General features: G+C 62.8%; 20 protein-coding genes and 1 pseudogene. 13 read left to right on the top strand and 8 right to left on the bottom strand.

Features of this window, described 5'->3' with window-relative positions:
- Positions 1-254: 254 nt before the first annotated feature.
- The 3 genes from D3872_RS03340 to D3872_RS27215 all read right to left on the bottom strand — a co-directional run bounded on the left by D3872_RS03340 (position 255) and on the right by D3872_RS27215 (position 2628).
- The gene (locus D3872_RS03340) at positions 255-638 is read right to left on the bottom strand and encodes a DUF4398 domain-containing protein (protein ID WP_229459133.1); all 384 of its coding nucleotides are present in this window, start codon (positions 636-638) and stop codon (positions 255-257) included.
- Positions 639-813: 175 nt separating this feature from the next.
- Complete coding sequence (locus D3872_RS03335) at positions 814-2169, bottom strand: IS4 family transposase (protein ID WP_441295136.1); 1356 nt, start codon at positions 2167-2169, stop codon at positions 814-816.
- A gap of 276 nt (positions 2170-2445) precedes the next feature.
- On the bottom strand, positions 2446-2628 hold the full coding sequence (locus tag D3872_RS27215) for a hypothetical protein (RefSeq protein WP_307719397.1): 183 nt from the start codon (positions 2626-2628) through the stop codon (positions 2446-2448).
- Here D3872_RS27215 and D3872_RS03330 point away from each other — a divergent pair.
- The 4 genes from D3872_RS03330 to D3872_RS03315 all read left to right on the top strand — a co-directional run bounded on the left by D3872_RS03330 (position 2611) and on the right by D3872_RS03315 (position 6946).
- Entirely contained in the window at positions 2611-4515 is a 1905-nt protein-coding gene (locus D3872_RS03330) for an AsmA family protein (RefSeq protein ID WP_307719396.1), read from the top strand. The genes D3872_RS27215 and D3872_RS03330 overlap by 18 nt on opposite strands.
- 14 nt (positions 4516-4529) lie before the next feature.
- A complete protein-coding gene (locus D3872_RS03325) occupies positions 4530-4844 on the top strand; it encodes a BON domain-containing protein (RefSeq protein WP_119809468.1) in 315 nt (104 codons plus the stop codon).
- 160 nt (positions 4845-5004) lie between these two features.
- Positions 5005-6381: an IS4 family transposase gene (locus D3872_RS03320; protein WP_119809467.1), complete on the top strand. Its 1377-nt coding sequence runs from the start codon at positions 5005-5007 to the stop codon at positions 6379-6381.
- 343 nt (positions 6382-6724) lie between these two features.
- A complete protein-coding gene (locus D3872_RS03315; protein ID WP_119809466.1) occupies positions 6725-6946 on the top strand; it encodes a YMGG-like glycine zipper-containing protein in 222 nt (73 codons plus the stop codon).
- 140 nt (positions 6947-7086) lie between these two features.
- On the opposite strand, the gene D3872_RS03310 is transcribed toward D3872_RS03315, so the two are convergent.
- Positions 7087-7818: a Crp/Fnr family transcriptional regulator gene (locus tag D3872_RS03310; RefSeq protein ID WP_119809465.1), complete on the bottom strand. Its 732-nt coding sequence runs from the start codon at positions 7816-7818 to the stop codon at positions 7087-7089.
- Between the two features lie 267 nt (positions 7819-8085).
- On the opposite strand from D3872_RS03310, the gene D3872_RS03300 reads away from it, so the two are divergent.
- From D3872_RS03300 to D3872_RS03285, 4 genes are all read left to right on the top strand, one after another.
- The gene (locus D3872_RS03300; RefSeq protein ID WP_119809463.1) at positions 8086-8793 is read left to right on the top strand and encodes a glycine zipper 2TM domain-containing protein; all 708 of its coding nucleotides are present in this window, start codon (positions 8086-8088) and stop codon (positions 8791-8793) included.
- Positions 8794-8987: 194 nt separating this feature from the next.
- A complete protein-coding gene (locus D3872_RS03295; RefSeq protein ID WP_119809462.1) occupies positions 8988-9248 on the top strand; it encodes a hypothetical protein in 261 nt (86 codons plus the stop codon).
- 90 nt (positions 9249-9338) lie between these two features.
- Positions 9339-9485 (top strand): lmo0937 family membrane protein, encoded by a 147-nt coding sequence (locus D3872_RS03290; RefSeq protein WP_119809461.1) that lies wholly within the window; start codon positions 9339-9341, stop codon positions 9483-9485.
- Positions 9486-9603: 118 nt separating this feature from the next.
- Positions 9604-10251, top strand: coding sequence for a YiaD family glycine zipper/OmpA-like lipoprotein (locus D3872_RS03285; protein WP_229459132.1), 648 nt, complete (start codon positions 9604-9606; stop codon positions 10249-10251).
- A 178-nt stretch (positions 10252-10429) separates the two neighbouring features.
- Here the strand turns inward: D3872_RS03285 and D3872_RS03280 are convergent.
- Positions 10430-10711 (bottom strand): annotated as a pseudogene (locus D3872_RS03280) (LuxR C-terminal-related transcriptional regulator); the annotation flags it as partial.
- A 498-nt stretch (positions 10712-11209) separates the two neighbouring features.
- Between D3872_RS03280 and D3872_RS03275 the strand changes: the two are divergent.
- A complete protein-coding gene (locus tag D3872_RS03275; RefSeq protein ID WP_119809459.1) occupies positions 11210-11473 on the top strand; it encodes a hypothetical protein in 264 nt (87 codons plus the stop codon).
- A gap of 337 nt (positions 11474-11810) precedes the next feature.
- Here D3872_RS03275 and D3872_RS03270 read toward each other — a convergent pair whose 3' ends face one another.
- A complete protein-coding gene (locus D3872_RS03270) occupies positions 11811-14627 on the bottom strand; it encodes a M16 family metallopeptidase (protein ID WP_119809458.1) in 2817 nt (938 codons plus the stop codon).
- A 120-nt stretch (positions 14628-14747) separates the two neighbouring features.
- Between D3872_RS03270 and D3872_RS25530 the strand changes: the two genes are divergently transcribed.
- Complete coding sequence (locus D3872_RS25530; protein WP_182915661.1) at positions 14748-14909, top strand: hypothetical protein; 162 nt, start codon at positions 14748-14750, stop codon at positions 14907-14909.
- Complete coding sequence (locus tag D3872_RS03265) at positions 14881-15375, top strand: DUF3617 domain-containing protein (RefSeq protein WP_182915660.1); 495 nt, start codon at positions 14881-14883, stop codon at positions 15373-15375. Before D3872_RS25530 ends, D3872_RS03265 begins: the two co-directional genes overlap by 29 nt.
- A gap of 176 nt (positions 15376-15551) precedes the next feature.
- Here the strand turns inward: D3872_RS03265 and D3872_RS03260 are convergent, their stop codons facing one another.
- Complete coding sequence (locus D3872_RS03260) at positions 15552-16388, bottom strand: branched-chain amino acid aminotransferase (RefSeq protein WP_119809456.1); 837 nt, start codon at positions 16386-16388, stop codon at positions 15552-15554.
- A 150-nt stretch (positions 16389-16538) separates the two neighbouring features.
- Here D3872_RS03260 and D3872_RS03255 point away from each other — a divergent pair, with 150 nt between their 5' ends.
- Positions 16539-17771 carry a transporter-like protein gene (locus tag D3872_RS03255; protein WP_119809455.1) on the top strand — a complete coding sequence of 411 codons (1233 nt, stop codon included), beginning with the start codon at positions 16539-16541 and terminating at the stop codon, positions 17769-17771.
- Positions 17772-17824: 53 nt separating this feature from the next.
- The gene (cls, locus tag D3872_RS03250) at positions 17825-19162 is read left to right on the top strand and encodes a cardiolipin synthase (protein ID WP_119809471.1); all 1338 of its coding nucleotides are present in this window, start codon (positions 17825-17827) and stop codon (positions 19160-19162) included.
- A 58-nt stretch (positions 19163-19220) separates the two neighbouring features.
- Here the strand turns inward: cls and D3872_RS03245 are convergent.
- On the bottom strand, positions 19221-19854 hold a 634-nt coding region (locus D3872_RS03245; protein WP_147373779.1), incomplete at its 5' end, for a metallophosphoesterase family protein.

The following is a 19854-nucleotide window of genomic DNA, read 5'->3' as shown; positions in this document are numbered from 1 at the left end:
TTTGTTTGTCGTCCATGATGTTTCCCTGCTTGAGTGTTGCGATTAACGTGGCGGAATCGGGTTGCCGCCATTCGAAAGCACGATCTCGACGCGCCGGTTCAGCTGGCGGTTGCGCGTGGCACGCTGCTGCTGGCGGACAGCAGGGCGACGCCAGCCAGGATGGTTGACTTCAGAAAATGATGTTTCATGATGGTTCTTCCTTTGTGGCTATTGATGGGGAGTTGTGCGGCCCGCCCGCGCGCGCTGCTGCCTGCTTATTGCTTGACGCGGTCGACTTCGTCGCGCAGCACCCGCAGGTCTTCGCGCAAGACATTTGAAGGAGCGGTCGCCTTGGCCGAGTTCGCCTTGCTCTGGGCCAGCTTGGCGTCGGCCTGGGCCTGGGTGGCCAGGTCGCGCGCCAGCGGGTAGTCCTTGGCGGCAAGCGCCTGGCTGGCGCGCAGCATCTTGGCGCGCGCCGCGGTGATTTCTTCCGGCGCCAGGTCGGACGCGCCGGCGCTGACGGCGTTGTCCACCGCTGCCTTTGACACCGCGACATCGGCGGTGGCGGGCGCCTTTTGGGACGACGCACAGCCGGCCAGTGCCAGCAGAGCGGTAGCGCACACGATTGCCGCCAAACGATTCGTCGGATCCAGGTACATCTTATTCTCCATTCGTCCAAATTGATGTCGTAGTAACTTTATATGCTGATTCATTGGCAAGATCGGTTCGCTGACGCACATAGCATCAGGATTCGAAAACGCGGCAGTTCGGTGGGTACGTCAGCGCACAAAGATTGAGGGCGGATTGGGCTAAGCTCATATCGTTATACATAAGTCAGCCGAGTCCTTCGCGCAGCGCGCGTAGCGTTTCGGCGGCGGTCATGACTTGATCCAGTCCGCGCCAAATCGTCTTTACTCCCGGTTCGCCGTCACTCTTGCGACCGAGGAAGCCTCCCACCTGCGCGACAAGCCGGACGATTTCGTTGAGCGTGGGTGGAGCGGTCGGCATCTTCTTTTTTGTTAGCAGGTAAGCGCCCCGGATCTCGTCCGGATCGAAGAACAGCGCGGCATCGAGGTCGGGGCAGGTTCGGCCCAACCGCATCAGATTGGTGATACGCCAGGCAACAACCATAAAGAGTGCGAGCGCGCGTTCAATCCGATCGATCGCCGACAGTTGCAATGCCTCTACCTCGCAACCATTTTTGAGGACATTGAAATAGATCTCGATTTCCCAGCGTGCCCGGTACCATTCGATCAGCTCGATAGCTTGCTCAACTGTCGATGCCTGGCGGTTGGTCAGCAAGCGCCATTCGACGGGCTTGACGCCTTTGGGCGCGCCGATCTCGCGCGCCACGATGCAGGTTGCGGTAATGCGTCCACCTTTGCCATCCGATATCTCGACTGCGCGGGACCAGACTTGCTGGCGAACGGTACGCGCTTTCTGTTCGTCACGGGGACCCATCTTGAAGGTAATTTCTCCAACTGCCTCGCCCTTGGTCGTATAGGCCCACAACTTGTCGTCGCCGCCGTCGGGCAAGCAGCGATTGTGTTTGGCACGCACCAACCAATCGACAGGCGTTCCCAAGTCACGCGCGCGACGCATCATCGCTACCATGTCGGCTTCCCGGTCGGCCACGTACACCAACCGCGTGTCCGGCATCTCGGGCGCCATCTCCGCGAGGCGTTCATAGCCTTCGGGCCAGCGTGCGCTCTCACTTTGCCCAGGACGGACCCCGTCCGCACCGCGTTGCTCTCGCGCCCACATATAGGCATCGAGCACTCCCAACGGTTCGCGTTCCGGCGTGACCGCATAGGTCGGATGAAGATACATGCCGCGCCGCGCTTCGTAGTTCAGCGGGCCAAGACCTTCGGTTTCCTGTCCGTTGAAATCAAGCTCGGTCGTGTCCTGAATACAGAGCACCACGCGATGCGCGCTCATGCGCTCCTGCGTCCGCGTCCAGTGCGGGGCAAGAATGCCCTCCCACGTGACATCGTCGTTGCCGAGGAACCGATAGGCCGCGCACGTCTCATTCCAGCTATCGCACGCCTGCGGGATGCTGGCCGTCGGCTTTGCCGAAAGTCGTTCCATCATTATTCTTGCCCTCTTGTCGAGGCGGGCATCCCCAAGGGCCAGTCCTGCAAACTCGTGATCCGTCCAGCGCTGCGCTACCTTGGTCAATGCGTCACCCAAAATGAAAGAGTAAACGCGATCTCGCCAAAGTTTACAAGACCCATCTGCAACTCATTGAAAGTTAACGATATTTCTAGCTAAGCTGGGAGCGGCTTCCGACTTGTGTATAACGATATGGGCTAAGCTGGACTCATCCCTATTGGAAGGATTGCCCATGTCCGCAGCACAAGCCGGCGGGAGCGCCCGTAAGCCGGTCGCGCGCCGCACCAGGATCATCATCGCCATCGCCGGGGTGCTTGTCGCGGTCCCGGCGGTCGCCCTGGCCATCCTGCTCGCCTATGACTGGAACAAGGCGCGGCCGTGGCTCAACGCACGCACCAGCGAGGCGATCGAACGCCCGTTCACGATCACCGGCGACCTGTCGCTGTCGTGGGAGCGCCCGGCCGCGCGCATGGCCGAGCGCAACCGCACCTGGCGCGACTTCATTCCCTGGCCGCCCTGGTGGCCAACGACGTCCACCTCGGCAACCCGAACGGCATGCCCGGCGGCGATACCGCCAGCGTGCGCCAGTTCTCGTTCTCGCTCGACCCGCTGGCCCTGCTGGACCAGCGCATCGCCATTCCGCTGCTGCAATTCCAGGCGCCCGTGGTGCACCTGCAACGCAATGCCGACGGAAAGAACAACTGGACCTTCAAGAAAGAGGACAAGCGCTCGCCGTGGGAGCTCGAGATCGAACGCGTGGTGTTTACGGAAGGCGTGGTGTTCCTGAAGGACGCCATCAAGAAGGCTGACGCGCGCGCCGACCTCGAGACGCTGGACGGCGACCCCACCTACGGCGTCGGCTGGAAACTCAGCGGCACCTACAACAATGCGCCGGTGACCGGCTCCGGCAAGGCCGGCGCGGTGCTGTCGCTCAAGCAGCAGACCACGCCCTACCCGCTCAAGGCCGACTTCCGCATGGGCAGCACCCGCATCGCCTTCGAAGGCACGCTGACCAAGCCTACCCAGCTGGCCGCGCTCGACCTGCAGCTGAAGCTGTCCGGCGCCAGCATGGCGCGGCTGTATCCGTTGACCGGCGTGCTGCTGCCGGAGACGCCCGCGTTCAGTACCGAGGGGCGGCTGATCGGCGCGCTGGGGCCGGAAAGCAGCCGCTGGACCTACGACAAGTTCCGCGGCAAGGTGGGCTCGAGCGATATCGGCCGCCACCTCGAATTCCAGACCGGCAAGCCGCGCGGCAAACTGAGCGGCACGGTCACGTCGAAGAAGCTGCAGTTCGACGACCTCGGTCCGCTGATCGGCGCCGATTCCAACGCCAGCAAGATGCGGCGCGGGGCGCCGCCGGTGCAGCCGCCGAACAAGGTGCTGCCGGTCGAAGAATTCTGCACCGAACGCTGGACCGCGATCGACGCCGACGTGCGCTATACCGCAGCCCGCATCATGCGCGAAAAACAGCTGCCGATCACCAAGCTATCGACCCACCTGATCCTGGAGGACGGCGTCATCACGCTTGCCCCGCTGAGCTTCGGCATCGCGGGCGGCACGCTGAATTCGAACATCGAGCTCGACGGCAGAGGCCGCCAGGGCAAGGACGCGATCAAGGCCACCGCCAAGGTTACCGCGCGCGGCCTGCGCATCAAGCAGCTGTTCCCGGCCATTGAAGGCCTGCAGGCCTCGGTGGGCCAGGCCAACGGCGACGCTTCGCTGTCGGCGACCGGCGATTCGGTCGCCACCCTGCTGGCCGCATCGAATGGCGAAGTGCGCACGCTGATCAACCAGGGCACGGTCAGCAAGCTGCTGCTGGAACAAATGGGACTGAACCTCGGCAACATCGTGCTGACCACGCTGTTCGGCGACAAGCAGGTGCGGATCAACTGCATGGGCACCGATTTCGCCGTCACGCGCGGGCTGATGCAGTCGCGCATGTTTGTCATCGACACCGAGGAAGCCGTGATCCGCGTCGACGGCACAATCGACCTGGCCAACGAACGCCTGGACCTGACCATCCGCCCGCACACCAAGGGCCTGCGCATCTTCTCGCTGCGCGCGCCGCTGTATGTGCGCGGCTCATTCAAGCAGCCCGGCGTCAGCGTCGACAAGGGCGTGCTGGCCCTGAAGGCGGGCGGCGCGCTGGCGCTTGCCACCCTGGCCGCCCCGGTCGCGGCCTTGCTGCCGCTGGTCCATGCCGGACTGGGCCGCGACAACGAATGCGGGCGCCTGCTGGCGCGCGCGCGAGAAACCGGTGGCGCCGCCGCCGGGCAAGTCCAGGACCCGCTAAAGCGAGCGCGGCGAATGGTGAGGCGCTCCGTGCGTTGCCGAACAGACCATGCCGTTGGCAGGCACTACTCTTGCCTTATCGATGCAGGCATTGTCGCGTCGCAAAGGAACGACGTCCCGGTACCCCACTAAACAAGGATAGAAAAATGAATCGACTGAAGTTTGTAACGCCCCTGCTGGCCGCGCTGATGCTGACGACCCAGCTGGTGGGCTGCGCATCGACCAGCAAGCAGGAAAGCGTGGGCGAATATATCGACGACAGCGTGATCACTGCCGGCGTCAAGGCGGCGATCCTGAATGAACCAACCCTGAAAGTATCCGAAATCAATGTGGAGACCTTCAAGGGTGTGGTGCAGCTGAGCGGCTTCGTGTCCTCGGCAGACAGCGTGGCGACCGCCTCGTCGGTCGCGCGCAGTGTCAAGGGTGTGAAGTCGGTCAAGAACGACATCCGCCTGAAATAAACCAACCAAGGAGGACGCACGTTGACATCCTCCCCTTCGTAAACGAACTGAGGATTACCCACAAATTTTGCATAGCGTTCTCGATGGTATGCAGAAAAGCGTTGTAAACAACAAAAAACGATGTTAACTTTCTAGCCATCAATAATTGCGATGCATACCCTTGTCTCAGGAAATCGAAAACGATTGGGCAATCGACGAGTTCGGCGCAGCCGACTTGGGCGACGCACGCCGGACCGCTCGACTGGTCGCGCTGGCACGCCAGTTGGCCAAGAGCCCGCATTGTTCGTTTCCGCAGTCGCTGTCGCAGGCCCAGCTCAAGGCCGCTTATCGTTTTTTCGACAACGAGGAGGTCGACACGGATGGCATCCTGACTTCGCACATTGGACAGACGCTGGCACGCATGCGCGAAGTGCCAGTGATTCTGGCAATCCAAGACACGACCGAATACAACCTGACGCATCTGCCAGCCACCGAGGGATTGGGCTACTGCACCCACAAACACGTGAGGGGATTCTTCATGCATAGCATGCTCGCGCTCACGCCGGAAGGCTTGCCCTTGGGTGTTCTGGGACTGAAGACGTGGGTGCGGCCTCTGGCGCAGTTGGGTAAGAAAGCATTGCGCAAGAAGTTGCCGATAGATGAGAAGGAGAGCGTCAAGTGGATCGAGGGTTTGAACCACATGACGGCGCTCAAATCCCAATGTCGTGGGACGCAAATCGTGGGAGTGTGCGATCGCGAGGGCGATCTGTACGACGTGTTTGTTGCAGAGCGCAGTCCCGATGTGGAGTGGTTGGTGCGCGCGGCCTGGAATCGCCGAGTGAACCACCCCGAAGCTTACTTGTGGGAAGCGATGCAGTCTGTTGCGCCGATGGGAACAACGTCGTTGCGTATACCTGAGCGCGGGAAGAGAGCCGAACGCACTGCGCAGATGGCAATACGCTGCGCCCCGGTACGCATTCGCAAACCGAAGAGCTGCAAGGTCAAAGGGCTGGCCGAGGTAGATGCATATGCGATTTGGGCCATCGAAATTGACCCGCCGCAAGGACAGGACCCGATCGAATGGATGTTGCTCACTTCGGTAGCGACCCACACCATGGAGCAGGCACTGGAACGTCTGTCTTGGTATGCGCGCCGCTGGACGATTGAAACATGGCACCGAGTACTCAAGAGTGGTTGCCAGATTGAGGCGCGGCAGTTTGGCGATGTGAAGCGCTTCATCCGCGCTACCGCCCTGTTTGCCGTCATCGCTTGGCGAATTCTTTACGCCACACTGTTGGGGCGACTGGATGCGGATGTTTCCTGTGAAGTGTTGTTGCAGCGTTTCGAGTGGCAAGCCTTGTATTGTCGGACGCACGCCGTTAGCAGCGTTCCGCAACAGCCGCCCACCTTGGGAGAAGCAATACTGTGGATCGCCAAGCTGGGCGGCTACCTCGGGCGCAAGCGAGACCGTCCTCCCGGCATGACAGTGCTTTGGCGAGGATTCCTGGCTCTGCATGAAATTTCGCAGATGTACCTTATCTTTCGGAAGAATGAATGATTTCATAGTCAAGGAATTTGTGGGTAATCCTCAGTCGTAAACGAAAGGGGATTCCCACTGCTGGCGTCTGATGCCCCAGACGGAAGCCGGACTGAAAGAGCCCAGCTTCTTATTCAATCCGCAGGATATCTCTCGACCTCGCTTAAGGCGACTGCGGATTGGAAAAAGCGGTACTGGTAAATCATGCCCCAGCGCGTAATCGCATACTGAAGCACTTATGGAGTTTGACCGTGAACCAACACCAAAGTTCAAAACATTTTTTTACTTGGACGGCTGCAGGCGCTATGCGCCCGGCTCCTTTCACTCCCTGCCCTGAAGGACAGGTTTTCTTGGAGCAATTCTGATGAAATCGATTAAGCAACGCGCTGCAACTGCAGCAATGGTAACCGTAGCGCTCGGCCTGGCCGGCTGTGCCGGCATGTCGCAACAGGACAAGAACACCGCGATCGGCGCCGGCGCCGGTGCGGTGCTCGGCAACGTACTGACTGGCGGCAGCACCGCCGGCACCGTCGGCGGCGCAGCGGTCGGCGGCGTGATCGGCAACCAGGTCAAGCCACCGCGTTAATCCGCGCACGCGCAGTACCGGCAACGCCCCGCATGCGAACCCGCGTGCGGGGCGTTTTCATTCTTGTGCGCACACAGTGACACGAACCGGGCGCGTCCGGCACCGGGAGAGGGGGGAACCGGGGCACCGGCGGTGCTGTCTTATACGAAGGCTGTGGACAATGCTTCTTCGCCCGCGTCCTTGACGATCTCGTAGCACTTGCAGGAAGCGGCGGCGAGGCCGGGCGCGTCGAGGATTTCGATGTTGCCGCGGCTGTAGATGATCAGCCCCTGCTGCTGCAGCGCGCTGGCGGCCTTGGTGACGCCGACCCGGCGTACCCCAAGCGCATGCGCGAGGAATTCGTGGGTGAGGTGGAATTTGTCGGATTGCAGGCGGTCGCGCGTGATCAGCAGCGAGCGCGCCAGCCGCGCTTCCAGCACGTGGAAGCGGCTGCACACGGCGATCTGGATTGCCTGAGCCAGCAGGGTGTCGGTGTAGCGGTACAGCACCCGCTGCAGCGCGGGATTGCGCGCGAACTCGGTGCGGAAGTCGGCGCTGTCCATGCGGCTGGCGCTGCCGGCGCGCTGTACGATGGCGCGCACCTGCGGCAGCTCGTGCCCGAGCGCGACCGTGGCGCCCAGCATGCCTTCGCGTCCGACCAGGCCGACCTCGAGCGTCATGCGGCCCTCGGCCACGCCGAGCAGCGAAATCAGGCTGTCATGCGGGAAGTAAATGTGCTGCAACGGCTCGGACGGTTCGCACAGCACCGCGCCGACCTCGATCTGCACGGGTTCGAGCATGGGGGCGAGCCGGGCGAGATCCTCCGCAGGCAGCGCCGCCAACAGCTTGTTGCCGTTCGGCTGGGCGAATTCGGGCGGACCGCTGGACTTCATCGGCCCTTCCCGAATGCGATGCGTATTTTCATACATAGCTTGAGACCGGTTACAAACATGGGTGGAGCTTGCCTGTAGTAAAGCTTACATTTGCAAACAATTTCAATCAGCGTAGCGGCAATAATAGTGAAAGTATGTACGGTGACGCACGGAAGCGCCCGTACCAGATAGGGAGAATGGCGCATCGGGCAGGCCAAGTGCTGAGTTTGCCCGGCGCCGAAAATGGCCGTTAAAAACAAAACAGCAAACACCAAAAAAAGGACCCACATGAACACTCCACTCCACAGTACTTACAAGCGGCCCGCGATGCATCCGATGCTGATCCTGGCGGCACTGGCGGTCATCCTGTTCTGTCTCGCCGGCACCGCCGCGATCATGGGCTGGATCCCCTCCTCCGTCGGCGGCAACACGCCCACGCGCGAGCTGACCGAGGCCGACCGCCATGCCTTGTCGGTGCAGATGCTGCCGGCGCCGCCCGCGCAACAGGTGGCGCCGGCAGCCAATACCCAACGTTATGCAATGAACGCGCCAGCCTACGGCGAGCCGGCGCCACGCCGGGCCGATCCGGCGCCGCGCCACAATGAACCGTTAAAACGCGCACCAGTCAAGGTGGCGCAGGCGGCGCCCGTCAAGAAATGGTGTTCGAACTGCGGCAACGTGGAATCGATCCGCACCATCACCCACCGCGCCGAAGGCAGCGGTCTCGGCGCGGCTGGCGGCGCCGTCCTCGGCGGCCTGCTGGGCAGCCAAATCGGTGGCGGCGACGGCAAAAAGCTCGCCACCGTGGCCGGCGCAGTCGGCGGCGCAGTGGTCGGCAACCAGATCGAGGGCAACATGAGGGCTACCCGCAGCTACGAAATCCGCGTCCGCCTCGACGACGGCACCTCGCGCACCTTCCGCCAGCAGAGCGAACCGCGCTGGCGCACCGGCCAGCGCGTCAATGTGGTCAATGGGTCGCTGCGCTCGGTAAGCTGATCCCGCGGCGCATGCCGCTGAGCAGAAAAACAACGCCCCGCGGCCCGAGCCCGGGGCGTTTGTGTTTTCATTTGTTCAATGTACGCCAGCGTACGGAACTGCTGTTGAGCTGGGAGCAAAATTGATTTAAGCTAGAAACAAAGAGCGGTGAAACACAACCATAGAGAGGGCGAGCATGAACAACCTGGCCTGGTTTGGCATCATCGAACCTGGCCTGGTTTGGCATCATCGTTTGGGGAATCGTCGTTACCGCATTCGGCCTCGGCATGGCCGGTCCCACGTACGCCGAAGGCGGCGGCATGCAGCCGCAGGACGTGCTGTTCCTTGTCGCGGGCGGCCTGCTGTCCTGCCTGATCGGCATGACCGGCCTGGCCGGGATGATGGGCTGGATCCCGGGACTGCGCAGTGAACCAGATTCGCGCGGCTTGCGAACCGAGCAAAAATCTGTTTTCTAATGTACGTCACCGAACGGATGACAACATTACACCTGAGCATACTAGCGTCACGACCTGCGGGTCACTGACGATATTCCACTAGGAGAAATCATGCTCTATACCATCGCTGTCATCCTCCTGATCCTGTGGCTGCTTGGCCTGGTCACGTCTTATACCATCGGCGGTTTCATTCATATCCTGCTGGTAGTTGCCGTCATCATGATCCTGGTTCGCCTGATCACCGGCCGCGGGATCTAGCGTTCGTGCCGCATTCTTCGTTGCACCCCCGATCCGTTTCGCAGTCGTTGACGGCTATGCCGTTGCGACCGCGAAACGGATCCAACTTACTTTCAGGAGCAAATACATGAAAAATATCATGACTAAAACAATTATCGCGGCAACCATCCTGGCCATGGCTAGCGGCTGCGCGGACATGTCTCCTACCCAACGCGGCACCGCGCAAGGCGCCGGTATCGGCGCCGGCCTTGGCGCGCTGATCGGCGGCACCACGGGCGGTGGCGGCGGCGGCCGTGCGGCCAAGGGCGCTGTCATCGGCGGCGCGGTCGGCGCGATCGCCGGCAACATCTGGTCGAACCGGATGGAAAAGCAGAAACAGGCCATGGAACAGGCCACGCAAGGCACCGGCGTACAGGTCAGCCAGACCCAGGACAACCGCCTGAAGCTGGAAATTCCGGCCGACGTGTCGTTCGACACCGGCCGCTCGGACATCAAGTCCAACTTCCGCCCAGTGCTGGAACGCTTCGCGCAAACGCTGAATGAAAATCCGGGCGCCATGGTGACCATCATCGGCCACACCGACAGCACCGGCGACGACTCGGTCAACCAGCCGCTGTCGATCGACCGCGCAGCCCACACCCGCGACTACCTGGCGCAGCGCGGCGTGGCGTCGAACCGCATCGCGATCGAAGGCCGCGGCGAACGCGAACCGATCGCCTCGAACGACGACGCCAGCGGCCGTGCCCGCAACCGCCGCGTCGAAATCTACGTGGCCGAACGCGGCTAAGCAGCGCCCCGCAAAGGTTTGAACGCAGCCGGGGGCGGTCCAGCAGTGGGCCGCCCCCGCTGCCGTTTACGGAGACCGCCGCGCTACAGCCAGCCGGCGTCGCGCGCCAGCCGGCAGGCTCCACCCGGTTCTGTGCATTGAGCTTGCTGATCGCTTCCGACAGATAGTTGCGCACCGTGCCTTCCGACAGGTGAATCTGGCGCGCGATGTCGGCGCTGCTCCTGCCCTCGCCGGCGAGCCGCAACACCTGCCGCTCGCGTTCGGACAGCGGGTCCGCGCTGCCGCTCCAGCTCTCCAGCGCCAGCTCGGGCGCGACCGCCCTGTCGCCGCCATGCACGGTACGGATCGCCGCCGCCAGCGCATCGGCGGGGGCATCCTTCAGCAGGTAGCCGCGAACGCCGGCCGCCAGCGCGCGCCGCAGGTAGCCGCTGCGTGCGAAGGTGGTCACGATTCGGTGCATGCTGATGCCGTACTGGGTGCCTGCGCTGCCCGCATCCGTGCCCGCCAGCAGCGGCACGCCGGCCTTCGCCAGTGCCGCCGTCACGGCCTTCGGCGCCACCAGCAGCGCCGGATCGGGTTTGCTGCCGTAGCTGGTCTTGAGCGGGATCTGCTGCTCCTTGTCGAGCAGGCCGGCCAGTGCGGGGTCGGCCAGCAGTGCGTCCGGGCGCATGCCGGCGACGCTTTCAAGCACGCTGAAAGTCGGGATGACGAACGCGCCCTTGTCTTTCGCCAGCCGCGCGAAGGAGGCGGCATCCTGCACCGGCAACTCCTTGCCTGCGAAAAGGTGAACCAGGCCGTCGGCCCCTGCTTCGAGCGCCGCGCGCGCATGGGCCAGGGTGCCGGCGTGGACCACGGCCAGTTTGCCGCGGCGATGGGCGGCCTCGATGACAGCGGCGACGGTCGCCAGGTCCAGGCTCTTGAGGCTATGGCCGCCATGCCCTTCTTCCAGCACATCTTGATGAAGTGGGAACCTTCGGCGATGCGGGCGTCGACGAAAGCCTGTGCACCGGAAGCACCGGCCAGCGTGGGTATCGGCATGCCGAACTGGGTGCCGTGGCCGCCCGCCGCCGTGACCAGGGTGCCGGCCGAGAACAGGTCGGCCTGGTGGCGGTTGGCGCCCGCAGCCATCGCGCGCATGACCTCCTGCATCAGCTGCACCGAGGTGAACATGTCGACCTGGGTGGTTACGCCGAACAGCAGCGGCAGCTCGAGGTGGCGGTAGGCGTGCACCGCAGTAAGCGATTACGCGCTGGGGCATAATTCACCAGTACCGCTTTTTCCAATCCGCAGTCGCCATCGGCGAGGTCGAAAGATATCCTGCGGATTGAATGAGAAGCTGGGCTCGTTTCAGTCCGGCTTCCGTCTGGGGCATCAGACGCCAGCAGTGGGAATCCCCTTCCGTTCACGAAGGGGAGGATGTCAAGATTCCTCCTCCTTGTGGTTATCGTGGGGAGGAGTATGCGTTGATGGCGTGGCGTAAAAGAAGCATCCGCCATCAGTTTGAACTGACATTTGTCATGTGGGGGCGGCGCTGCTTTTGCCGCGCCGCCCCGTCTGTATTACTTCTTCGCTTCGGCTGGCTTGCCTGCTTTGGCGAAGTCGCCTGCGCTGACCATCGATACGACGGCTGGCTTGATGTTCTTGCGCAGCGCGTCGTTGATCTGGGCGACCGTCAGTGCGGCCACCTTGGCTTCCAGGTCCTTGTCGTAGGCCATGGTGCGGTCCAGGGTCAGGTAGCCGGCCAGGCGGCCTGCCAGCGGGCCGTCTTCGGTACGGTACACTTCCTCGCCCTGCTTCCAGCCCTTCTTGGCTTCGGCCAGTTCGGCTTCGGTGAAGCCTTCCTTGATCGCCAGGTCCATCTCTTCACGCATCGCCGCTTCGACCTTGGCGGTGTTCTGCGGTGCGCTGATGGCGTACGCAAACCACATGCCGGCCGGGTCGCGCGCAGGGATGTTCAGCTGCGAACCGACGCCGTAGGACAGGCCTTCCTTCTGGCGGATACGGTCCGCCAGACGGCTGCGCAGCGCACCGCCGCCCAGCATGTGGTTGGCCATCAGCAGTGCCGGGTAGGCTTCCGCGTCGTCCTTGAACGGCAGCGGATGCACGGCGAACAGGATGCTGTTGGCCTTGTCCGGGGTCTCGAGCGCAATCTTCTCGCCGGCGGCGCCCTTGACCGTGGTCGGGATGCGCACGTAAGGCTGGACCGATTTCCAGTCGCCGAACAGCGTGGCGACCTGCGCCTTGACTGCCTTCGGATCGAAGTCGCCGACGGCCGAGAACACCGCATTGTCGGCGCCGTAGAAGGCGGAGTGGAAGGCCTTGACCTCGTCCACCTGCACGGCCTTGAGCTGGGCCAGCTGCTCCGGCAGCGTCAGCACGTGCTTGACGTGGCCTTGCGGCGTGTCGTCCAGCATGCGGGCCAGCGCGTTGAAGGCCAGCGGCTGCGGCTCGGGGATGTCCTGCTCGATCTTGTTGGTGCGCTCGCGCTGCAGTTCGCCGAATTCGTTGGCGTCGAACTTGGGCTTGCGCAGCACTTCGGCCAGCAGTTCCAGCGCCGGTGCGAGGTTTTCGCGAGTGGTCTTGACCGAAGCGTTCACGCCTTCGGCGCCGCCGCCGACGGAAACCTGTGCCTTCAGCTTGTCGAAGGCGTCCTTGATCTCCTGGCGCGACAGGAGCTCGGTGCCGCGCATCAGCAGGCCGGCCGCGAACGAGCCTGGATAGACCTTGCCCTTGAGCGAATCGGCAGCCCCAAGGCGCAGCACGATGGTGGCGCTTACCAGGCCGCCCTTGGTCTTCTTCGGCAGCAGCGCGCCTTTCAGGCCGTTCGGCAGCGAAAAGCGCTCGGTGCGCGCGTCGATGTTGGCAGGGCTGGAATCGAAGGCTTCGCCCTGGGCGACCATGGCGCGGCCCTTGTAGTCCTTGACCATCGCCAGCACGTCCGGCGTCGACGGCACTTCGCTGCGGTCGACGGTGTCGGTCGGGATGAAGCGCGCCAGCGTACGGTTGGTCGGCTTCAGGTATTTCAGCGCCGCCGCCTGGACTGCCGCTGCGTCGGTCTTCTCGATGCGGTCGCGGTTCAGGAAGAACAGGCGCCAGTCGCCGGCGGCCATCGATTCGGTCAGGGCGATCGCCAGCTGCGCGGTGTCGTTGGTGGCAAGCTCGATCTGCTTGTTGATGGCCGTGCGCGCACGCGCCACCTCAGCGTCTGTGACCGGCTGCGATTTCAGGTTCTCGAGCACCTTCAGCATCGCGTCCTGGGTGGCATCGAGCGGCAGGTCCTTCGGCACCACGGCGCCGAAGATGGTGTAGCCCGGCTCCAGGTTGCTGACCGTGTCGAATTGCACCTTGGTCGCCAGCTTGGTTTCGACCAGCGCCTTGTGCAGGCGGCCGCTCGGTGCGTCGACCAGGATGCGCGACAGCAGCGCAACCGCGGCCGCGCCTTCGTGGCCGGTCGGCGGAACATGGTAGCCGGCGCCGACGAACTGGGTGCCGCCGTTGCGGCGCACGGTGACCGAACGCTCGCCATCCTGCACCGGTTCGGCGGTGTAGGTTGGCTGGATCACGCGGGCTGGTTTTGGAATGCGGCCGAACTGCTCGTTGACCTGCTTGAGGACCTTGGCTTCATCGAAGCGTCCCGCCACCATCAGTACCGCGTTGTCCGGCTGGTAGTAGTTTTTATAGAAGGCGCGCAGGCGCGGGATGTTGACCTGCTCGATATCGGAACGTGCGCCGATGGTCGACTTGCCATAGTTGTGCCAGTCGAAGGCCACGGCCTGCAGGCGTTCGGTGGTCACGCCGATCGGGTCGCTCTCGCCCATTTCGAACTCGTTGCGGACGACTGTCATCTCGCCCTTCTGGGTCTTCGGATTCCACAGGTCGTTCTGGTCGATCGGCGAATTGACCATGCGGTCGGCTTCGAGCGCGAGCATGGTCGCCAGGTTCTCGTCGTTGGCCGGGAAGGTCGAGTAGTAGTTGGTGCGGTCGTACCAGGTGGTGCCGTTGAACTCCGCGCCGCTGGCGTTCAGGATTTCAACCGGCGTCTTGGTACCCTTCTTGATGCCAAAGTTGGCAGTCGGCTTGAACAGCAGGTGCTCCAGCAGGTGGGCCATGCCGGTCTCGCCGTAGTTTTCGTGGCGCGAACCGACCATGTACACGATGTTGGTGGTCAGGGTCGGCTTGCTGGCGTCCGGGAACAGCAACACGCGCATGCCGTTGCCGAGGCGGTATTCCGTGATGCCTTCGACCGCCGTCACCTTGACCGGCGCGGCCAGCTTGCCGGCCTTGGTGGCGGCAGGTACTGCGGGCGCTCCCGCGGCGAGGGCGAAGCCAGGCGAAAGAATGCCGGCGCTGAGCATGATGGCGGTGAGTAGTTTCACGTGATGCTTCCTATCGGTGAGGGAAAGTGGTGGAGAAAAAGTATGCCATAGACGGTACTGCTCGGAAATCAAATTACGATATGCATGTCTCGAAAATTTCCTTGCGTGAAGGCGTACGGCGTGCCCGGCATCTTTTCGGCTATGCTTGCCGCATTAAAACTGCCGCCGGAGCTGAAAAATGCCGTTTCCAACAACCGTCCTTGTCCTGCTGGGAAGCGCCGCCTTGATGGCGCTGCCATGTTCCGCGCAAAATATGAAGCCAGGTTTGTGGGAGATCAATAACAAGCTCAAAAGCAAGGATGGACAGGTGGAAAAGGCGATGTCGCTGGTCCAGTCGTACATGGACGGCATGCCACCTGAGCAGCGCAAGGCCCTGGAAGCGAAGGTTGCCCAGCAGGGCTTCACGATGCCGGCCATGACGGCCAACGGCGGCATTCTTGCGAAGATGTGTGTGACCAAGGAAATGGTCGCGCGGAATTTTGTACCGGTTCAGAGTGCCGGCAATTGCACGGTCACGCAAAAGCCCATCAGCAGCAGCGTGATGAAGGTGTCATTCAGGTGCACCGCGCCGGAGAGCAGCGGCGACGGCGAGATGCGGTTCCATGGCGATTCAGCGTACAGCATGACGATGCGGATGACGAGCAATGCGGCAGGCGCCATGCAGGCGGCGGATATGGAGTCGACCGGGAATTGGATCGGGGCGGATTGCGGGAGCGTGAAGCCTGCTACCCCGCACAGGGTGGAGTAGCAGGCGTTTGTGGCGGCGAGCGTCGGATGCGCTTCGCCTTAGGCGTATCCGCTTGCAAGCGGATACCGTTTCGCACGCGAATCGCATGCGATTCGAAACCCGTGCTACACCGGCGCGCGTCGGATGCGTATTTCGTGCGTATCCGACCTACCTACCGCGGACTGCCCTCCGCCGAATCAGCTTTGCTCCATGAATGCGAAGTACAAATCCCGCGCCTTGGTCGCAATCGGCCCCGCCTCGAGCGTGCGGCCTTCGTAACGGACGCATGGCGTGACCTTACCGTAATTGCCGGTACTAAAAATTTCAAGCGCAGTATCGAGCTCCTCCGTCTTGACTGTCCGCTCCGTCACCCGCACACCCGCCTCTTCCAGCAATGCCATCACGCGTGCCCGCGTAATCCCGGCGAGGAAGGTGCCGTTTGGCACAGGCGTCACCACTTCGCCTTCCGGCGTTACCAGGAACAGGTTAGACGACGCGAACTCCGCAACGTTCCCCTGGCTGTCGACCACGACCGCATTGTCGTAGCCACGCTCCCCGGCTTCGCGCAGCGCGCGGGTGGTGTTGGCGTACAGCGCCGACGCCTTGGCGTCGGTTGGCGCCATGCTCGAATCCGGGCGGCGCAGCGTCGACAGGCAGGCGGAAAAGCCGGTGAACGGCGGCATCGGCGCGTCGAACAGGGTCAGCGCGAAGCCGCTTTTCTCCGGCACCGGCACCAGGAAACCGTCGGCCGCATACACCAGCGGCCGGATATACAGTTCCGCATCCGGCGGAAACCTGGACACGCCCTCGCGTACCAGCGCTTCCATATCGTCCACGCTCAGCGGGCATTGCAGTCCCAGCCTTTCGGCGGAGTGCACCACGCGCTTCAGGTGCAGGCGCAAATCGGGCAGGTGGCCGCGCACGGCGCGGGCGCCGTCGAACACCGACGAACCCAGCCATACGCTGTGGTCCATCGCTCCGAACAAGGGCGTATTGCCTTCGGCCCATTTCCCCTGGAAATATGTCAGGTACATGCTCTTCCTCGTAATCAATCGGCAGGCCAGTTTAACGCAGTCCGCTTTTCCGGGTGAAAGCCCTCAATGGCTGAGTGTGTACGCTATCGAACAAAGTTCGCGCGGAAAGCCGACTACACTGTTTTTTTAGTACGAGTAGTCGGTAATCCCATGCTTTCCACGCTTGAACGCATCGATCCCCACAGCGACCGTATCGACGTCCTGGTCGACCTGGTGGATCAGCTGCGTCCGCGCAATCCGCACAACACCCTGTATGCCACGGAGCGCGTGCGCCTACTGTGCCAACTACTGAAGGGCAATCCCGCGCAGGCTTCCGCGCTGCGCGGCTACATGACGCGCTTGCTGCAAAGCCGCCGCCATGCCAGCCTGTACACCGACATCGGCATCCTGTCGAACGACGGTTTCTTCACCGAGCTGAAAACCCGCTTCGCCTACCGCTTCCTGCCGCCCGCACTGGGCAACACTTACCTTGCCGAAGCAATCGACCAAGTGCTGTTCGTCGAGACGGATTACCAGTGGGTCAATGCGGTGCCGGCCGGGCACTGGCTCGAACTGTTCGACATCGTCAGCCACGCCGCGCCCCTGGCGGACGCGCCGCCGGCGGATGTCCGCCAGACGACGGTGCTCGGCATGCTCGAAGCGATACGCACCCTCTCGTGCCGCGTGACCGCGCTGGGGCTGGAGCCGCGCCTGATCCGCAGCCAGCCGGACATCGAGGATTTCGATTCGCCTTTCCTGATGCAAAACATCGAGGTCAACGATTACCTGGACGGCTACGCGCAACTGCTGGCCGGCGCCGAAGTGGAACTCGAGGATGCCAAGCACCTGCTGGTGATGCTGGACCAGTGCGACGCCGTGGTCGCCAAGATCCGCCGCAACGCGATGAGCCAGGGCACCAGCGTCGCCCTCACCTACCTGCTGGTGGCGCTCAGCCAGAGCATCGACCGCCTGCGCAAGCTGCTGTTCCTGGTCGACGTCAGCGGCGACCTACCGAGTGCGCCCACCCTGGAGCTGGAAACGATCGTCAGCGACATGGAAACGGCCACCTCGGCGCCGGTCACTCCGCATCGCGCCGCGGCGATTGCCCTCGCGCACGAGCTGGTCGAAGCGCACAACAACAAGTACGCGGTGCGCGACCTGTTGGCCGACAATATCGACCTGGGCGTTACCGGCTTCCTTGCGATCGGCACGGTGAACCTGGTGGTCAGCTTCGGCCTTGCGCTGTGGGTGGCGCTGCGCGCACGCAAGATTCACTTCGACCATGGCATTCAGTTGCTGAAATCACTGGGCCGGCGCTTCCTGGCCACGCCGATCCAATTCTTCATCGGACCACGCGATACTGCGCCGGACACTTCCGGCATCGAATCAAGGGTGACGAAGTGAACATCTCGCGCTGGCTGGCCGCATGGCTGGCAGGATTGGCACTGGGGGCGAGCATGATGGCCTGCGCGAGCCTCCCTGATGCCGACGAAATCCGCAGTGAGACCGCGGCCGCCAAGGCTCACCCCACCGTGGCGACGCCACGCGGTACGCTGCCCTCCAAGGAGGCGGCCGCGCTGATGTCGCGCCGCTGGGCCAAGGCCGCGCCGGGCATGAAGGAACTGGCGGTGCTGGAAGAAGCCGCGACCGGCGTGCCCCTCATTCCAGGCAACAAGGTGACACTGCTGTTCGACGGTCCGGCCACGATGCGCGAAATGATGGCCGCGGCCAGGGCAGCGAAAAACACGATCAATCTGGAAACCTATATCTTCGACCAGGACGAGGTGGGGCTGGAATTCGCGAAACTGCTGATGGAGAAGCAAAAGGAGGGGGTGACCGTCAATGTGCTGTACGACAGCGTCGGCACGATAGGTACGCCAAAGACCTTCTTCGACATGATGCGCGATGCCGGCATTACCCTGATTGCCTTCAACCCCGTGAACCCGGCTAAGCGGCCGGGCAAGTGGGCGCTGAACAACCGCGACCATCGCAAGCTGATGGTGGTGGACGGCCGGGTCGCTTTCACGGGCGGCATCAACATCAGCAGCACCTACGCCAACAGCTCCTTCTTCCGCTCGCGGCGGCAGCCGAGCGGCGGCGACCAGGACGTGGGTTGGCGCGATACCCATATCAAGATCGAGGGTCCGGCCGTGGCCACCCTGCAATGGCTCTTCGTCGACGCCTGGGTGCGCCAGGAAGGGGGCGACCTGCCCGAGAGGGAGTACTTCCCGAAACTGGCGCCGGCCGGCAACAAGATCCTGCGTGTGCTGGCCACCTCGCCCGGGCGCGATTCCGAGATCTACAAGTCCTTCATCGTGGCGATCCAGGAAGCCAAAAAATCGATCCACGTCACCTCGGCCTACTTTGTCCCGGACCTGCAGATCGTGCACGAACTGAGCGCCGCGGCGAAACGCAGCGTGGACGTCAAGCTGGTGTTGCCGGGTGTGACAGACCACGGCCTGGTGTTCCACGCCGGCCGCGCGTTCTACGACGAACTGCTGGAAAACGGCGTAAAAATCTACGAGCTGCAGGTGGCGGTGCTGCACGCCAAGGCGGCCGTCATCGACGGGACCTGGTCAACCGTGGGCTCGGCGAATATCGACCGCCGCAGTTTCCTGCACAACTATGAATTGAATGTGGTGATCCTCGATCCAGCCTTTGGCGGCGAAATGGAAAGCGCGTTCAATGAAGACCTGCGCGATTCGAAGGAAGTAACCCTGGAAAAATGGCGCAAGCGCCCCTGGGCCGACCGCATGAAGGAATGGGCGGCGCGCCTGACCGAGTACTGGATCTGACCCGCCAGGCCGCACACGAAAGAACTGGCGCATGCGGTTTTACATGCGGTCTTGCGTCCTACAGTCCAGCGGCGTACAGGCCCTCCGTATGGGCTGCCCAAATGTTACCCGAACGCAGGAAGGACTCGGTGTTCATCAAAGAGAATGCCTTGCCCAATACGTCCCATCCATACCTGTCCACTTCCACCTTGTCGTGTTCGACCCTGACCACGTTGAAAGAGTTCACTTCGCCCCGTCCGCGCGTCGAGGTGGCAGTACCGGCCTGGATCACCAGCGCCGCATACTCGTCCATGACATAGCGTTCCGAGGTACTGCCCGCATGGCTCGCATGCATGTGGCCAGACAGCAGCACGTCGACGCCGCACTCCGCGAATGCTTTCATGGCGATCGGCGCGCGGTCGACCAGGTGGTCGTCGTCCACCGTCATCGGCAGGTCGAACGGATGATGGGTGACGACGATGCGGGTGATGCGCCGGTCCAGGCCCGCCATCTTGCTGCGGATCGCCTCGATCTGTTCATGGTTGACGCGGCCGTCCTTGAAGGTCAGCGAGCGCGCGGTGTTCACGCCCATGACGGCAATTTCCTCATCGATGTAGACCGGTTCGAGATCGCCCGTGATGTAGCGCTTGTAGCGTTCGAGCGGGAGCACGAAGCGGCGGAACACGTTGTACAGGGAAATGTCGTGATTGCCC

The organism is Massilia cavernae, from assembly GCF_003590855.1.
In the GTDB taxonomy this organism is placed as follows: Bacteria; Pseudomonadota; Gammaproteobacteria; order Burkholderiales; family Burkholderiaceae_D; genus Telluria_A; species Telluria_A cavernae.
Note: the sequence above shows the minus strand (reverse complement) of the source record. Positions and strands in the feature narration are given on the sequence as shown.